This window comes from Microbacterium sp. (assembly GCF_049650565.1).
GTDB lineage: Bacteria > Actinomycetota > Actinomycetes > Actinomycetales > Microbacteriaceae > Microbacterium.
Genome location: NZ_JBASAK010000059.1, coordinates 1 through 14,298 on the forward strand (window position 1 = coordinate 1; position 14,298 = coordinate 14,298).

Annotated in this window: 16 protein-coding genes; 11 read left to right on the top strand and 5 right to left on the bottom strand. The window is 69.2% G+C overall.

What is annotated here, in order from left to right; all coding sequences use genetic code 11:
- Positions 1 to 174: 174 nt before the first annotated feature.
- Entirely contained in the window at positions 175 to 636 is a 462-nt protein-coding gene (locus WA967_RS10665; RefSeq protein ID WP_424422206.1) for a DUF3817 domain-containing protein, read from the top strand.
- A 117-nt stretch (positions 637 to 753) separates the two neighbouring features.
- Here WA967_RS10665 and WA967_RS10670 read toward each other — a convergent pair whose 3' ends face one another.
- Positions 754 to 1,593 (bottom strand): helix-turn-helix transcriptional regulator, encoded by an 840-nt coding sequence (locus WA967_RS10670; RefSeq protein ID WP_424422208.1) that lies wholly within the window; start codon positions 1,591 to 1,593, stop codon positions 754 to 756.
- A 73-nt stretch (positions 1,594 to 1,666) separates the two neighbouring features.
- Between WA967_RS10670 and WA967_RS10675 the strand changes: the two genes are divergently transcribed.
- The 4 genes from WA967_RS10675 to WA967_RS10690 all read left to right on the top strand — a co-directional run bounded on the left by WA967_RS10675 (position 1,667) and on the right by WA967_RS10690 (position 4,361).
- Positions 1,667 to 2,353 carry an SDR family NAD(P)-dependent oxidoreductase gene (locus tag WA967_RS10675; RefSeq protein WP_424422211.1) on the top strand — a complete coding sequence of 229 codons (687 nt, stop codon included), beginning with the start codon at positions 1,667 to 1,669 and terminating at the stop codon, positions 2,351 to 2,353.
- Positions 2,350 to 3,054 (top strand): NADPH-dependent F420 reductase, encoded by a 705-nt coding sequence (locus WA967_RS10680; RefSeq protein ID WP_424422213.1) that lies wholly within the window; start codon positions 2,350 to 2,352, stop codon positions 3,052 to 3,054. Before WA967_RS10675 ends, WA967_RS10680 begins: the two co-directional genes overlap by 4 nt.
- Before the next feature lie 90 nt (positions 3,055 to 3,144).
- Positions 3,145 to 3,774 carry a ClpP family protease gene (locus WA967_RS10685; protein WP_424422216.1) on the top strand — a complete coding sequence of 210 codons (630 nt, stop codon included), beginning with the start codon at positions 3,145 to 3,147 and terminating at the stop codon, positions 3,772 to 3,774.
- Positions 3,774 to 4,361, top strand: coding sequence for a ClpP family protease (locus tag WA967_RS10690; RefSeq protein ID WP_424422218.1), 588 nt, complete (start codon positions 3,774 to 3,776; stop codon positions 4,359 to 4,361). The genes WA967_RS10685 and WA967_RS10690 overlap by 1 nt, the downstream gene beginning before the upstream one ends.
- A 36-nt stretch (positions 4,362 to 4,397) precedes the next feature.
- On the opposite strand, the gene WA967_RS10695 is transcribed toward WA967_RS10690, so the two are convergent.
- Positions 4,398 to 4,766 carry a helix-turn-helix domain-containing protein gene (locus tag WA967_RS10695; RefSeq protein ID WP_424422221.1) on the bottom strand — a complete coding sequence of 123 codons (369 nt, stop codon included), beginning with the start codon at positions 4,764 to 4,766 and terminating at the stop codon, positions 4,398 to 4,400.
- A 201-nt stretch (positions 4,767 to 4,967) separates the two neighbouring features.
- Here WA967_RS10695 and dnaK point away from each other — a divergent pair, with 201 nt between their 5' ends.
- The 4 genes from dnaK to WA967_RS10715 are packed head-to-tail and all read left to right on the top strand — an operon-like array spanning position 4,968 to position 8,905.
- Positions 4,968 to 6,827: a molecular chaperone DnaK gene (gene dnaK / locus WA967_RS10700; RefSeq protein ID WP_298861382.1), complete on the top strand. Its 1,860-nt coding sequence runs from the start codon at positions 4,968 to 4,970 to the stop codon at positions 6,825 to 6,827.
- A 2-nt stretch (positions 6,828 to 6,829) separates the two neighbouring features.
- Complete coding sequence (locus WA967_RS10705; protein WP_424422224.1) at positions 6,830 to 7,450, top strand: nucleotide exchange factor GrpE; 621 nt, start codon at positions 6,830 to 6,832, stop codon at positions 7,448 to 7,450.
- Between the two features lie 11 nt (positions 7,451 to 7,461).
- On the top strand, positions 7,462 to 8,436 hold the full coding sequence (locus tag WA967_RS10710; RefSeq protein WP_424422226.1) for a DnaJ C-terminal domain-containing protein: 975 nt from the start codon (positions 7,462 to 7,464) through the stop codon (positions 8,434 to 8,436).
- 1 nt (position 8,437) lies between these two features.
- Positions 8,438 to 8,905, top strand: coding sequence for a heat shock protein transcriptional repressor HspR (locus WA967_RS10715; protein WP_424422227.1), 468 nt, complete (start codon positions 8,438 to 8,440; stop codon positions 8,903 to 8,905).
- Between the two features lie 3 nt (positions 8,906 to 8,908).
- On the opposite strand, the gene mgtE is transcribed toward WA967_RS10715, so the two are convergent.
- Together mgtE and WA967_RS10725 are read right to left on the bottom strand one after the other, a co-directional pair.
- Positions 8,909 to 10,264, bottom strand: a complete 1,356-nt coding sequence (gene mgtE, locus WA967_RS10720) for a magnesium transporter (protein WP_424422230.1) — start codon at positions 10,262 to 10,264, stop codon at positions 8,909 to 8,911.
- Positions 10,265 to 10,480: 216 nt separating this feature from the next.
- The gene (locus WA967_RS10725) at positions 10,481 to 11,710 is read right to left on the bottom strand and encodes an MFS transporter (RefSeq protein ID WP_424422232.1); all 1,230 of its coding nucleotides are present in this window, start codon (positions 11,708 to 11,710) and stop codon (positions 10,481 to 10,483) included.
- 177 nt (positions 11,711 to 11,887) lie between these two features.
- Between WA967_RS10725 and WA967_RS10730 the strand changes: the two genes are divergently transcribed.
- The gene (locus WA967_RS10730) at positions 11,888 to 12,358 is read left to right on the top strand and encodes a DUF1348 family protein (protein WP_424422234.1); all 471 of its coding nucleotides are present in this window, start codon (positions 11,888 to 11,890) and stop codon (positions 12,356 to 12,358) included.
- A gap of 30 nt (positions 12,359 to 12,388) precedes the next feature.
- Here the strand turns inward: WA967_RS10730 and WA967_RS10735 are convergent, their stop codons facing one another.
- The gene (locus tag WA967_RS10735) at positions 12,389 to 12,973 is read right to left on the bottom strand and encodes a hypothetical protein (protein WP_298861404.1); all 585 of its coding nucleotides are present in this window, start codon (positions 12,971 to 12,973) and stop codon (positions 12,389 to 12,391) included.
- Between the two features lie 118 nt (positions 12,974 to 13,091).
- Between WA967_RS10735 and WA967_RS10740 the strand changes: the two genes are divergently transcribed.
- Positions 13,092 to 14,298 (top strand): glycosyltransferase (locus WA967_RS10740; protein WP_424422236.1); only part of this gene is annotated, 1,207 nt, incomplete at its 3' end.

The following is a 14,298-nucleotide window of genomic DNA, read 5'->3' on the forward strand; positions in this document are numbered from 1 at the left end:
CGGGACGGCATCCGACGACGAACCGAGCCGGCGCGTCTCGTGCCTGTGGATAACTCCGTGGGCGTCTCCACCTTTCGGATGATCTTCGTCGCCCGCGCGGCTTCTGAGCCGGAAATCCAGCGGATCCTGGGAAGGCGTCGCCTAGCGTTGAGGAAGTCCTACCCGAGGAGACCCATGTTCCGCAGCCCTGCCCGCCTGTTCCGCGTGCTCGCGATCGCCGAGGCGATCACCTGGACGCTGCTGATCGGGGCGCTCATCGCCCGCGCCATGGGTCTCGCGCCGGCACTCGTGACAGCGGCCGGCGGCATTCATGGGTTCGTGTTCCTCTCCTACGGCGCGACCGCGGTGCTGCTGGCGTTCCACCAGCGCTGGCACGCCGGCGTGGCCATCACGACCATCGCCAGCGCGATCGTCCCGTACGTCACCATCCCCGTCGAGGTCTGGCTGCACCGCTCGGGCCGGCTCGAGGGAGACTGGCGCATGGTCGAGACCGACGACCCGCGCGATGCGACCTGGTACGACCGGACGATGCGCTGGTTCCTGCACCGTCCCTGGGTGCTCGCGGTGCTGATCCTCATCGCGATCGTCGCGATCTTCAGCATCCTGCTGCTGATCGGCCCTCCCGGCGGGAAGTGACCCGGAGGGAGGCGAGTCGGCCGGAGGCGACTCGGCACTCCCCGGCCTCCGCCTTCGGGTGCTCGACGGCAGCCGAGATCCGAGGAGCGGGACGCGCATCCCATCGCTGACGCGCAGTCAGGCCTCGGGGTAGTAGACGACGAGCTTCAGGCCGGCCGTTCCATTGATGCCGAGCTGCTCCCGGCTCAGTCGCAGGAGCCCCCTCTGCGGATGGTTCAGCCGCAATGTGGCACCGCGCTGAGAGCGGACGTCGTGCCGCGCCCAGATCCTGCGGAACTGCGCGCTCTCGCGATGCAGCTCGTCGGTGAGCCGTGCGAACGCGGGGTCCGCGACGTCGCTGCCCATCGTGTGGCGCAGCCCGGCGATGAGGCAGGCGGCGGCGAGTTCCGGATCGGGATGCATGGCCTGCTCCGCACTGTCCAGCAGAAGGTCACGAAGCTGGTTCCTGCCGGGTGCGAGACGGGGATCGAGGGCGGTGGCGGCCGGATTCGCGGCGAGGATGTCGAGGTATCGGTCTTCGATGAACGCCGGATGCGGGAGTGAATCCAGCAGCCGTATGGCGCCAGCGGGCGCTGCCGCTGCTGAGGGCGCGGTCTGCCCGACTCGGGAGGACTGTGCGACCAGGGCTTCGAGGTGCGCGCGGTGGTCCTGATCGAGCCGGAGCGCCCGCGCGAGCGCTTCGAGAACCTGAGGAGAGGGATTGCGGTCGCGACCCCGCTCGAGTCGCAGGTAGTAGTCGGCGCTGATCCCCGCCAGCAGAGCGAGCTCCTCGCGCCTCAGCCCGGGCACACGCCGGACGCCGTGCCTGGCCAGGCCCACCTGCTCGGGAGTCACGCGCTCGCGGCGGGCGCGCAGGTAGCTCCCGAGCGGGTTGGCGCGCTCCCGTTCGAGCGCCGACCGGCCTCGACCGGGGGATGCCAGGGGGAGGTCTGATGGACCACCCCCTGAAGAGGGCACTGGCTGAGTCTCCAGGGTGTGCATACCGTCGACAACGTCGTTCTGACAGAACCTATTTCAAGGAGAGACTGCTGTGGATATTGCTCTGGTCACCGGCGCCAACAGGGGGATCGGGTTCGAGACGGCCCGGATCCTCAGAGAACTGGGTCACCTCGTGTACCTCGGCGCCCGCGATGCGGAACGCGGCCGGCAGGCGGCGGCACGGATCGGAGCGCGTTTCGTCCAGCTGGATGTGACCGACGACGGCTCGGTCGCGCGAGCATTCGCGCAGATCGCCGATGTCGATGGTCGGCTCGACATTCTCGTGAACAACGCGGGAGTGCAGGAGTTCGGCACTGTGGACGGCCCGCTGGCGCTGCGCGGCTTCGATACGAACGCTGTGGGCGTCGTACGGGTCACGGAGGCAGCGCTTCCCCTGCTGCGCCGGTCCTCTTCGCCGAGGATCGTGACGGTGTCCAGCAGCGCGGGGTCGTTCTGGGCCGTGACCAATCCCGACCGTCCCGAATACAACCTGACGAACGCGGTGTATGCGGCGTCGAAGGCCGCGGCGACGATGCTGACTCTGCAGTACGCGAAGGCGAACCCGGGCATGCAGATCAACGCGATCGAGCCGGGCTACACTGCCACCGACATGACGGCGGCGTTCGGCGGCGGTCGCCCCGTCGCAGACGCCGCTCGTGCCGTTGTCCGGCTCGCGACTGCCGGGCCGGACGGACCGACCGGCACGCTGAGGGACGAGTCCGGGGAGCTGGGCTGGTGACCACGATCGGAGTCCTCGGGGCGGGACAGGCCGGCAGCACGTTCGCCCGAGCAGCGGTGGCCGCCGGGTACGGGGTCGTGATCGCGAACTCGCGCGGACCGCACACACTGCGCGCGCTGGTGGGGGAGCTGGGTCCCCGCGCTCGCGCGGCCACGGCGGCGGAGGCCGCCGCCGACTCCGACGTCGCATTCCTGGCGTTCCCGTACGCGCCTGGCCAGCTGCTCCCCGTGCGCGAGCTGGCAGGCAAGATCGTGCTGGACAACAACAACTACATGAGCGGACGGGATGGGAACCTTCCCGAGATCGACGCGGGAGAGGCCACGATCCACGAGCTCCGACAGCGTCAACTCCCGGAGTCCAAGCTCGTCAAGGCGTTCAGCCACATCCAGTTCCACGGGCGCATGCCGCTGCGAGTGCCGAGCGACGCGCTGCCGGCGCTTGTCCGACTCGCTCGGTCGCGGGGTGCTGCGGATCGGAAGGCGCTCGTCGCCTCGAGCGACTTCCCTGAGGCGGTCGCGTTCGTGACGCGCCTGTACGACGACCTCGGCTTCGATGCCGTCGACAGCAGCCCGCTCGCCGAATCGTGGCGCAGCGCTCCGGGCACCCCCGTGTGGGCGGCATCCTTCGAGGGGCAGAGCCGGGAGGAGCTGCAGCGCAATCTGCACCGCGCGGTCAGGGCGCATCGCCGTCGTGGCGTGTGAGGCGCCTGCGAAGCGGCTCCTCTGCTGAGGGCTGATCTGCCCAGAGCGGAGACCGGTCTGGGCAGATCGAGGTCGGGTGACGATGGGCACATGAGCGATTCACCGAAGCTGCCCCGGTTCACGGAGACTGCCAGACGAGAGTTCTACGAACGCCGGGTGCTGGTGCTGGACGGACCGTTGGACGACGACAACGGCACCCTGCTCGCCACGCAGCTCATCACCCTCGCATCTGACGACCCGACCTCCGATATCGCCCTGTGGATCCACTCTCCGGGCGGGTCGGTGCCGGCGATGCTCGCGATCCGCGATGTGATGCGCACCATCCCCAACGACGTGTCGACGCTCGTGTTCGGGATCGCCTACAGCGCCGGCCAGTTCCTTCTGTCGGCGGGCACGAAAGGCAAGCGCAGGGCTCTCCCTCACGCGCGCGTGCTCATGCACCAGGGGTCGGCGGGGATCGGGGGAGCCGCGGTGGACGTCGCCCTGCAGGCCGACGATCTCCGTCACACACGCGACACCGTCCTCGGCCTGATCGCCGCGGACACCGGGCAGCCGATCGAGCGGATCTTCGAGGACTCCCTGCACGACCACTGGTACACGGCGCAGCAGGCCCGCGAGTACGGGTTCATCGACGTGATCGTGGAGTCCTTCGAGGACTATCGTCCCCGTGATCGACGCGCCCTCGCGGGCTTCGCGCACGCCGATGAGGTGGGTGCATGATGAGCGGCTACACCATCCCCAACGTCATCGCGCAGCATCCGCGCGGGGAGCGCATCATGGACGTCTACTCGCATCTGCTCACCGAGCGCGTGGTGTATCTGGGAACCGCTATCGATGCCGGGGTCGCGAACGCGCTGATCGCCCAGCTGCTGTACCTCGAGGCCGACAGCGCGGACCGCGATATCCAGCTGTACATCAACAGCGAGGGCGGCGACCCGAGTGCGATGCTGGCGATCTACGACACGATGACCTTCATCAAGCCGAACGTGGCGACCACCGTCGTCGGGCAGGCCGTGGCCGCGGGCGCCGTGCTCCTCGCCGCCGGCGCACCCGGTAAGCGCGCCGCGCTGCCTCACGCTCGCATCGTCCTCCATCAGCCCGCCGCGCAGGGCAGGGGAGCCATTCCCGACCTGATCGGCCAGGCTGACGAGGTGATCCGTCTGCGCTCTGACATCGAGGGCGTGCTCGCCCGCCACACCGGACAGAGCGTGGAGGATCTGCGCGCGGACACCGACCATGATCGGGTGTTCACCGCCCAGACGGCGCGCGACTACGGTCTGCTGGACACCGTGATGTCCGAGCGGTGAGCGCGGCGCTCCGGCTGCATGATCCTGGCGCCGGGGTCATGCGGCGAGGGCGAAGGCCCCTCGTGAGACGGATGCGCGGGCGGCGGGCGCACTGGCCGCGGCGAGGGACTGCGCTACGTCGATCGTGAGGTCGAGCAGCGAGGTGCCCAGCGCGCCGCCGACAGCGGCGATGATCTCGCTCGACGGCTCCTTGAGCCCCCGCTCGATCTCGGAGAGATACTGCGGCGAGACCCCGGCGCGGGAAGCCACGGCATCCAGGGTCTGCCCGAGATCGTTCCGTCGCTCGCGCAGCGAATCGCCGAGCAGATGCCGCCACAGCGGCTCGCGCGCCCTCGGCTCCGCCGATGCATCGGCATCCGGCTGTTCGGCGTGACTCGGAGGTGCAGGAGTGAAGGGCTCGGCCATGCCTCATGCTAGGCCGGGCCCTCGGCGGCGGTCGATAGATTCTGCTCTCAGCAGAGGCGGTCGGGGGTACCTGATCAAAGTTGAGCCGTCTCCTATCAACTTTCTTGACAGCATCCGATCTCGTGTTTACACTTGAGTCATCGCGACTCAGGTTTATTGATCCGCAATCAGACTTCCTCAACCATGAACAAGGAGAATCACATGGCACGTGCTGTCGGAATCGACCTCGGAACCACCAACTCCGTCGTCAGCGTCCTCGAGGGCGGCGAGCCCAAGGTCATCGCCAACGCCGAGGGCTTCCGCACCACCCCCTCGGTGGTGGCATTCACCAAGGACGGCGAGGTGCTGGTCGGCGAGACCGCCAAGCGCCAGGCCGTCACCAACGTCGACCGCACGATCTCGTCGGTCAAGCGCCACATGGGCACCGACTGGTCGTTCGACGTGGATGGCAAGAAGTGGACGCCGCAGGAGATCTCCGCGCGCATCCTCATGAAGCTCAAGCGCGACGCCGAGTCCTACCTCGGCGACACCGTGACGGATGCCGTCATCACCGTGCCCGCATACTTCAACGACGCCGAGCGCCAGGCCACCAAGGAGGCCGGCGAGATCTCCGGCCTGAACGTGCTGCGCATCATCAACGAGCCCACCGCCGCGGCCCTGGCCTACGGACTGGACAAGGGCAAGGAGGACGAGCTCATCCTGGTCTTCGACCTCGGTGGCGGAACCTTCGACGTCTCCCTCCTCGAGGTGGGCAAGGACGACGACTTCTCCACCATCCAGGTGCGCGCCACCGCCGGTGACAACCGCCTCGGCGGCGACGACTGGGACCAGCGCGTCGTGGACTACCTGATCAAGCAGTTCAAGGACTCCACCGGCGTCGACGTCTCGGGTGACAAGATCGCCCTGCAGCGCCTGAAGGAGGCCGCGGAGCAGGCCAAGAAGGAGCTCAGCTCCTCCACCAGCACCAGCGTCAACCTCCCGTACCTGTCGCTGACCGAGTCCGGACCGGTGTCCCTGTCCGAGACCCTGACGCGCGCGAAGTTCGAGGACCTCACCAAGGACCTGCTGGCCCGCACCAAGAAGCCGTTCGACGACGTCATCCGCGAGGCCGGCGTCAAGGTCGCCGACATCGACCACATCGTGCTGGTCGGCGGTTCCACCCGCATGCCCGCCGTCGCCGAGCTCGTCAAGCGCGAGACCGGCAAGGACGCCAACAAGGGTGTGAACCCCGACGAGGTCGTCGCCGTCGGCGCCGCCCTGCAGGCCGGCGTCCTGAAGGGCGAGCGCAAGGATGTGCTGCTGATCGACGTCACCCCGCTGAGTCTCGGCATCGAGACCAAGGGCGGCCGCATGACCAAGCTCATCGACCGCAACACCGCCATCCCGACCAAGCGCAGCGAGACCTTCACCACCGCCGACGACAACCAGCCGTCGGTCGCGATCCAGGTCTTCCAGGGCGAGCGCGAGTTCACCCGCGACAACAAGCCGCTGGGCACCTTCGAGCTGACCGGCATCGCACCGGCTCCCCGCGGCATCCCGCAGATCGAGGTCACCTTCGACATCGACGCCAACGGCATCGTGCACGTGTCCGCCAAGGACAAGGGCACCGGCAAGGAGCAGTCGATGACCATCACCGGCGGCTCGTCGCTGTCGAAGGACGACATCGAGCGCATGGTGCGCGAGGCCGAGGAGAACGCCGCCGAGGACAAGAAGCGCGCCGAGGCCCTCGAGCAGCGCAACCAGGCCGAGTCGCTGTCGTACTCCATCGAAAAGCTCATCAAGGAGAACGAGGACAAGCTGCCCGAGGACGTCAAGACCGAGGTGCAGGCGGATGTCGACGCTCTGAAGACGGCCCTCGCCGGCGAGGACGACGACGCCGTCAAGGCCGCGTTCGACAAGCTCAACGCATCGCAGACCAAGCTGGGCGAGGCCATCTACGCTCAGTCCCAGGCGGATGCCGCAGCCGGCGCCGCTCAGGGCGACGCGCCCACCGGTGACACCGCCTCCGATGAGGACGTGGTCGACGCCGAGGTCGTGGACGACGAGGACGAAGGCAAGTAACCATGACGGACAAGAACTTCGATGAGGTTCCTGAGGACGAGGGGTCGGATGCTGCGGCATCCGGCCCCGCGCCGCAGGATCAGGACTCCACGGAAGCCGCTGCTGCCGAGGGCTCCGACGACGACTTCACGGTCGATGACATCCTGAACGCCGAGCAGACGCCCGAGGCGTCCAGCGAGGACGGATCGGATGCCGGGCTCGTGAACGCCGAGCACGCGCTGCTGAACGACCTGAAGCGCCTGACCGCCGAGTACGCCAACTACCGTCGGCGCACTGAGGAGCAGCGGCACGTCGAGATCGCCCGCGCCAAGGGCGAGGTCGCCAAGGGCCTGCTGCCGGTGCTGGACGACCTGGATCGCGCGCGTGCGCACGGGGATCTGGAAGAGGGCTCGGCCTTCGCCGTGATCGCCGAGAAGCTGCGCGGCGTCGTCGAGCGCCTCGGCGTGGTCTCGTACGGCGAGAAGGGCGAGGAGTTCGACCCGCAGCAGCACGAGGCGGTCTTCCAGCAGCCCACTCCGGGTGCCACCAGCTCCACGATCCTCGACGTGGTCGAGGTCGGCTACCGGCTGGGCGACGTCGAGCTTCGCCCGGCGAAGGTCGTCGTCGCGGTTCCGGCCGAGTAGGCGGGTGGTCGATGGCCAGTCAGGATTGGTTCGACAAGGACTTCTACAAGACGCTCGGCGTTTCGAAGGACATCTCCGACGCGGAGCTGAAGAAGACGTACCGCAAGCTCGCCCGCAAGTACCACCCGGACTCCAACCCGGGTGATGCCAAGGCCGAGGCGACCTTCAAGGAGATCAGCGAGGCGTACAGCGTGCTCAGCGACGCCGAGCAGCGCCGCGAGTACGACGAGATCCGCGCCATGGGATCGGGCGCGCGCTTCACCGCGCCCGGTTCCGGCGGGGCGGGCGGCTTCGAGGACGTGTTCAGCCGGTTCGGGCAGGGTGGTCAGTCGGCGAACTTCGACGACATCTTCTCGATGTTCACGCAGGGCGGTGGCGGATCGTTCGGCGGTGGCGCTGGTCGGTTCGGGCAGCAGGGGTACGGCGCTCCGCGCAAGGGCGCCGATGTCACGGCCCGCACCACGCTGGACTTCGCCACGGCCGCGAAGGGCGACACGATCACCGTGCAGTCCGGGGACGGGAAGCCGTTCAAGATCAAGGTGCCGGCGGGCGTCGCCGACGGCCAGAAGATTCGCCTGCGCGGTCGCGGTCGACCCTCGCCGGACGGCGGGGAGCCCGGCGACATCGTCGTGCAGGTCACGGTGCGCCCGCACCCGGTGTTCACCCGCGACGGGCTGAACCTGCGGCTGACCGTGCCGGTCACGTTCACCGAGGCCACGCTGGGCGCGACCATCGAGGTGCCGACGCTGAGCGGCGACACCGTCAAGCTGCGGGTCGCACCCGGCACGCCCTCGGGCCGTGTGCTGCGGGTCAAGGGCCGGGGCATCGCCTCGGCGAAGAAGGGCACCGGCGATCTGCTGGCCGAGCTGCAGGTGGCCGTGCCGTCGCACCTCGACGACGCCGCGCGCGAGGCGCTGGAGCGCTTCCAGGAGCTGGAGCCCACGGAGAATCCGCGCGCCGACATGATGGCGAAGGCGAAGGCCTGACATGGATGCCGGATCCCCGCTGTTCGCGATCGCGGTCGCGGCCGAGCTCTCGGGCATGCACCCCCAGACCCTGCGGCAGTACGACCGCATCGGCCTGGTGGTGCCCGGGCGCACGCGCGGGGGCTCGCGGCGCTATTCGATGCGCGACATCGAGCAGCTCCGCGAGGTGGCACAGCTGTCGAGCGAGGGGATGAGCCTGCCGGCCATCGCGCGGCTGCTGGATCTGGAGGACGAGGTGCGGATGCTGCGCAGCCGCGTCTCCGAGCTGGAGGGCGCACTGCGCGCCGAGCGCGCCAGCCGCCCCGGCGTGCGGGTGTTCGCCGCCGGTGCCAGCGGCCAGGTCGTCACGCTGTCGTCGGGCCGGCGCATCCGCCGGTCCACCGAGGTGGTGCTGTGGCATCCGCGCCGGGCATCCGTGCCGGCGGATTCTGCTGACGCCGACGACGAGGGCACGAGCGGCGGAGCCTGATCCTCAGATCCCCAGCACGGCCTTCGCGATGAGGAAGTAGATCACCAAGCCCGTCGCATCGGTGAACGTCGAGATGAACGGGTTGGAGAACACCGCCGGGTCCACGTGGATGGAGCGCGCGATCAGCGGCATCATCCCGCCGACGGATGCCGCCACCGTGCACACCGCGACCAGCGTCAGCGCGATCACCAGGCCTATCTGCCACTCGTAGATCAGGCCGGCGAACAGGAATCCCAAGGATCCCAGCAGCAGGCCCAGGCAGAACCCCACACGGATCTCTCGCGAGAGCACGCGCAGCACATCGCGTGGGGCGACCTCGCCGAGCGCGAGCGAGCGGGTGACCGTGGTGGCCGCCTGGTTGCCGGTGTTGCCGCCGGTGCCGATCAGCAGCGGCACGAACAGTGCCAGCACCGTCAGCTGTGCGAGCGTGGCCTGGAACGCGTCCAGCACCTGCACGGTCAGGCTCGCGCCCACGGCCAGCACCAGCAGCCACACCACGCGCGAGCGCACCAGGCGGCGGATCGGAGTCGAGAGGTACGAGCGGCGCAGCGGCTCCACGCCGCCCTGCCGTGCGGCATCCTCGCTCTCCTCCTGCTTGAGGATGCGAGCAGCGTCGTCGACGGTGAGCATGCCGACCAACCGCTGCTCGCTGTCCACGATCGGCAGCGCCAGCAGGCCGAAGTCGGTGGTGCGGCGGGCCGCGGTCTCGGCATCCTCCGTCACCTCGGCGACGTGCGCCTCGCTCATCAGATCGCCGACCAGGTCGGAATCGGATGCTGCCATCAGCTCGCGCAGGCTGACGACGCCCACGATGCGCCGGTACTCGGTGACGGGGATCGTGTACACGGTCTCGGCGCTGTCCAGAGCCCCGCGGATGCGGGTGAGCGTCTGTGCGACGGTCAGATCCGGATGCGTGGTGACGAACTCCGGGCTCATGCGGCGGCCGATCGAGTCCTGCGGGTAGCCCAGCATGCTCGAGGTGAGGTCGCGCTCCTGGCGGGTCAGGCCGCGCAGCAGCTGGGGCGCGACGGATGCCGGCAGCTCGTCGAGCAGCCACACCCGGTCGTCGGGGTCCATCTCGGCGAACAGCGCGGTGATCTCCACATTGCGCAGCGCCCGGACGAGGTCGCCTCTGGTGCCGGGGGAGAGCGCCTCGAACACGTCGAGCGCGCGCGCCTTGGCCAGCAGGCGGTACACGATCGCCGCATCCTCGATGCCGAGCCGGTCGATGAGCTCGACGACTTCGGGGACGGACAGCGGGGTCAGCGCGGCGGAGGCGCCGGGCAGGTCGCCCTGGGCGATGAGCCGGCGGATGTCGTCAGCGGCCTCGGAGACGGTCTGGATCTGCATGGGGGTCATTGGCGTGCCTTTTCAAGGCACCGCCGGAACGCCGGAGCGGGGCGCGCGTCGCAGCAGACGCCGCTGCTCAGCCGAGCGGTGCGGAAGCGGAGGGGGTGACGTGTCTGCGACTATGACTGTCACTCGACATGATGAACCACCTCGCTTCCTGGTGCTCGGGGAAGGACTCCAAAGGGAGAGTCTAGTCCCGGACTGCGCGGTGATGACCTCCCCGAGTCACACCGGGTCGACAGGGGCGAGCGCGCGACGCGCACGGGCGATCATCGGCCGGCCCAGGCACAGCAGCCAGATCGTGGCGACAACGCCCAGCGCGACTGTCAGCATCACCGACGCGGGCGGACCTCCGATCGCTGCGCCGAACGCGATCAGGGCCGGCCCCACGACCGATCCCGCGCTGACCAGCGCCACCCACCGGCCGAGGAACAGCGCGCGGCTCGGTGCCGGGGCGAGCGTGACGCCGAGCAGCTTCACGATGCCGGAGCCGAGTCCGTTGCCGAGGCCGATGAGGGCGGCCGCGGTGACGTAGCCGGCGGCGCCCGTGCCCGGCAGCAGGAGCACGGCGAAGCCGACGGTCATCAGGATCAGGCAGCTCGCGGCCACCAGCGTCGGGCCGTACCGGTCGCTGACCCACCCGGCGGGGAGGAACAGCGCCAGCTCCAGCGCCACGCCCAGCGCCATGACGAGCGCGATGCGCTCATCGGCGAGGCGCGTGACCTGGTCGCCCCACAGCGGGATGAGCAGATCGCGGTTCGTTCGCAGCGCGTTCAGCGCGGCCATCGCCAGACCCACGCCGATGAAGGCGGCGAGCGGCCGCACGGCCGGAGGAGCGGACTCGACGGCCCGGATGCCGTCACCGCGGCGTGCCGGAGAAGGCATCGACCGGACGAGGATCACCACGGCGACCAGCGCCAGCACCGCGTGGGCGAGGCAGACGACCTCCGGTCCGGTGACCGCGAACAGCACCGCCGCGATGAGCGGACCGGTCATCCGTCCGAGGCGCTGCGCCGCGCCGTACAGGTTCATCGCACGCCCGCGGTGGGAATTCGGCACGAGCTCCGCGACCAGCGACTGCCGTGCCACCGCCCACACCCCGTCCAGCAGCGCGCTGATCAGCAGCGCGACGATGAACAGCGTCTTCAATCCCGGCCACTGGACCCAGACGGCGACCGTCGTCAGGGCCAGGACCGCCGCGCAGGCGACGGTCGTCGTCGTGAGGCCGCGGCGCTCGCCGAACCGCTGCACGACCCAGCCCCCGAAGAGCGACCCGAACATGCCGCCGAGCCCGGTCGCGGCGATCACCGAACTCAGCCAGACGGACCCGAAGCCCAGCTTCAGCCCGAGCAGCACCTGGCCGGCGATCATGGCGCCGGTGCCCAGCGAATACACGAAACTCGGCAGGTAGATCGGCTTGATGAGACCGACCAGCACGCCGTGGGAAGCCCGCATGTCACCTCCGAGATATCTCGACATCAAGATATCTCACGCGCCCGCAGGCCAGGTCGTCCAGCGGCAGCGACAACGCGTGCCGGCGGGTCTACCCTGGCGATAGGGCTGTCGCCGCCGACAGCGCTGCCGCATCGGTGCGGCCGCGGACGCGCACAGCCGTCGACGAAGGAGATGACGATGGCAGGAAAGCCGATCGTCCCACCGTTCAGCGAAGCGGATGCCGTGGCCAAGGTGCGCGCCGCTGAAGACCTGTGGAACACGCGAGACCCCGAGAAGGTCGCAGCCGCCTACGCTCCGGACAGCCGGTGGCGAAATCGCACCACCTGGGTGCGCGGGCACGACGAGATCGTCGCCTTCCTGACGCAGAAGTGGGATCGGGAGCGCGACTACCGCCTCATCAAGGAGATGTGGTCGTACGGCGGCAACCGAATCGCCGTGCGGTTCGCCTCGGAGTCGATGGGCAAGGACGGACTCTGGTACCGCTCATACGGCAACGAGCAGTGGGAGTTCGACGAGAACGGACGCTGCCTGTTCCGGCACGCGAGCATCAACGACCTGCAGATCGGCGAGGATGAACGGCTGTATCGCTGGGAGGCTCCCGGCCCGCGCCCGGAGGGGCACCCCGGCCTGACCGACCTCGGGCTGTAGCCCGCGTTCCCGGGGGCCGGAGCCGGCGCATCAGGCCGGCGGCAGCCGCAGGGTGTTCGATTCGCCGCCGGTCAGATCGTCGGCGATGCGGATGCTGCGGGCCAGGTCATCCAGCGGCTTCTCCAGCGTGCCGAAGCGCTCGCGATCGCGGCTGACGGCGGTCAGCGTGATCAGGTGCGTGCCGGTGTCCCACGTGTAGGTCGCCGACGGCGGCGATGCCGGCGTCGGCGGCACCGGCATGAGCAGTTTCTCTCCCACGCCCAGCGCGGTGGGGAAGCTGATGGTGTCGTCGTACTCGATGGGCATCATCGCCCGCATGGTGCGCAGCTGCGGGGTCAGCTCCTGCACGGTCGCCATCGCGACGACCAGCTCGGGTTCGGCCTTCCACATCCACGCGAGCACACGGCCGTCGGCCCTGCGCATGGCCAGCGGGATCGCCTGGCTGGCGAGCCACGCGCCCATCCGCGACCCCGGCCTGCCCTCGCCGCCGAGAGCCGCGCCGGCCTGCGCCATCAGCATCCGGATGGCGGCCTTGCGGTGCCGGCGGCCGGTGAAGCCCAGCGAGCCGGTGACGGGGATCCACAGCGACGGGTCGGCGGAGGAGATCAGGCGCATGCCACCACCGTACGGCCGGTCGCGGGGGATGGGCTGGGAGCGGCTGGCCTCCGCGGCGGGCACAGAACGCTCGGGTAGAGTTGCCACCGCCCGAGCGGGCTGGCGCATCGTGCCTGGTATCAGAGCTACAGATAGGCAGCATCCTTCCTTGACTTCCGGACGTCCCCTGAAGATCCTCATCGGCTGCGACACCTTCGCGCCCGATATCAACGGCGCTGCCCGCTTCGCCGAGCGCCTGGCCGCCGGCCTGGTGCAGCGCGGTCATGAGGTGCACGTCGTCGCCCCCAACTCGGCGTACCGCCGCTCGGCCACGCACACCGAGATCATCGAGGGCGAGTCGGTCATCATGCACCGGCTGCCGGCGGTGCGCTGGCTGCCTCACGACTGGCTGCGGTTCGTGTGGCCGTGGCGCTCCAAGCACTATGCCAGGAAGGTGCTCGACGAGGTGCAGCCGGATGTCGTGCACATCCAGTCGCACATCGTCATCGGCCGCGGGCTGACCCGCATCGCGCACCAGCGCGGCATCCCGGTCATCGCCACCAACCACGTGATGGCAGAGAACATCCTCGACCACACCACCATGCCGGACTTCATCAACCGGCCCGTGCTCAGGCTGGCCTGGGCCGACGCGAAGCGCACCTTCGACATGACGCGCGCCGTCACGACCCCCACGCGCAAGGCCGCGGACTTCCTCGAGAAGACCATCGACATCAGCGGCGTCGTGCCGATCAGCTGCGGCATCGACCGCCGCAACTACACGCCGATCATCGGACCTCGCGCGCAGAACCGCATCCTCTTCGTCGGTCGCCTGACGGGGGAGAAGAAGGTGGATGTCGTGCTGCACGCGCTCACCGAGCTCGACCCCGCTCTCGATGTGCACTTCGACATCGCCGGCGGCGGCGACCAGCGCAAGGCCCTCGAGGCCCTCAGTCACCACCTCGGACTCGAAAGCCGCGTCACCTTCCACGGCCGTGTCACCGACGAGCAGCTGCGCGACCTGTACTCGCATGCGTCGCTGTTCGTGATCGCCTCGATCGCGGAGCTGCAGTCGATCGTGACGATGGAGGCCATGGCATCCGCCCTGCCCGTCGTCGGCGCGAACGCCGTCGCCCTGCCGCACCTCGTGCACGACGGCGAGAACGGCTATCTGTTCGAGCCGGGAAATGTCGACGACCTGGCCGAGAAGCTCGCGAAGGTGCTGACCGCCGGGCCCGCGGAGTACGAGCGGATGCAGAAGGCGTCGCTCGACGGCGTGGCCGTGCACGACATCACCCGCACCCTCGACACGTTCGAGGCGCTGTACCGGGACGAGCCGCTGCCCGAGT

What these genes read in the sequence shown, in the direction of transcription:
- WA967_RS10665 (WP_424422206.1), top strand. Translation starts at nt 175, where the DNA reads ATGTTCCGCAGCCCTGCCCGCCTGTTCCGCGTGCTCGCGATCGCCGAG.
- WA967_RS10685 (WP_424422216.1), top strand. Translation starts at nt 3,145, where the DNA reads ATGAGCGATTCACCGAAGCTGCCCCGGTTCACGGAGACTGCCAGACGA.
- WA967_RS10690 (WP_424422218.1), top strand. Translation starts at nt 3,774, where the DNA reads ATGAGCGGCTACACCATCCCCAACGTCATCGCGCAGCATCCGCGCGGG.
- WA967_RS10695 (WP_424422221.1), bottom strand. Translation starts at nt 4,766, where the DNA reads ATGGCCGAGCCCTTCACTCCTGCACCTCCGAGTCACGCCGAACAGCCG.
- dnaK (WP_298861382.1), top strand. Translation starts at nt 4,968, where the DNA reads ATGGCACGTGCTGTCGGAATCGACCTCGGAACCACCAACTCCGTCGTC.
- WA967_RS10705 (WP_424422224.1), top strand. Translation starts at nt 6,830, where the DNA reads ATGACGGACAAGAACTTCGATGAGGTTCCTGAGGACGAGGGGTCGGAT.
- WA967_RS10710 (WP_424422226.1), top strand. Translation starts at nt 7,462, where the DNA reads ATGGCCAGTCAGGATTGGTTCGACAAGGACTTCTACAAGACGCTCGGC.
- WA967_RS10715 (WP_424422227.1), top strand. Translation starts at nt 8,438, where the DNA reads ATGGATGCCGGATCCCCGCTGTTCGCGATCGCGGTCGCGGCCGAGCTC.
- mgtE (WP_424422230.1), bottom strand. Translation starts at nt 10,264, where the DNA reads ATGACCCCCATGCAGATCCAGACCGTCTCCGAGGCCGCTGACGACATC.
- WA967_RS10725 (WP_424422232.1), bottom strand. Translation starts at nt 11,710, where the DNA reads ATGCGGGCTTCCCACGGCGTGCTGGTCGGTCTCATCAAGCCGATCTAC.
- WA967_RS10730 (WP_424422234.1), top strand. Translation starts at nt 11,888, where the DNA reads ATGGCAGGAAAGCCGATCGTCCCACCGTTCAGCGAAGCGGATGCCGTG.
- WA967_RS10735 (WP_298861404.1), bottom strand. Translation starts at nt 12,973, where the DNA reads ATGCGCCTGATCTCCTCCGCCGACCCGTCGCTGTGGATCCCCGTCACC.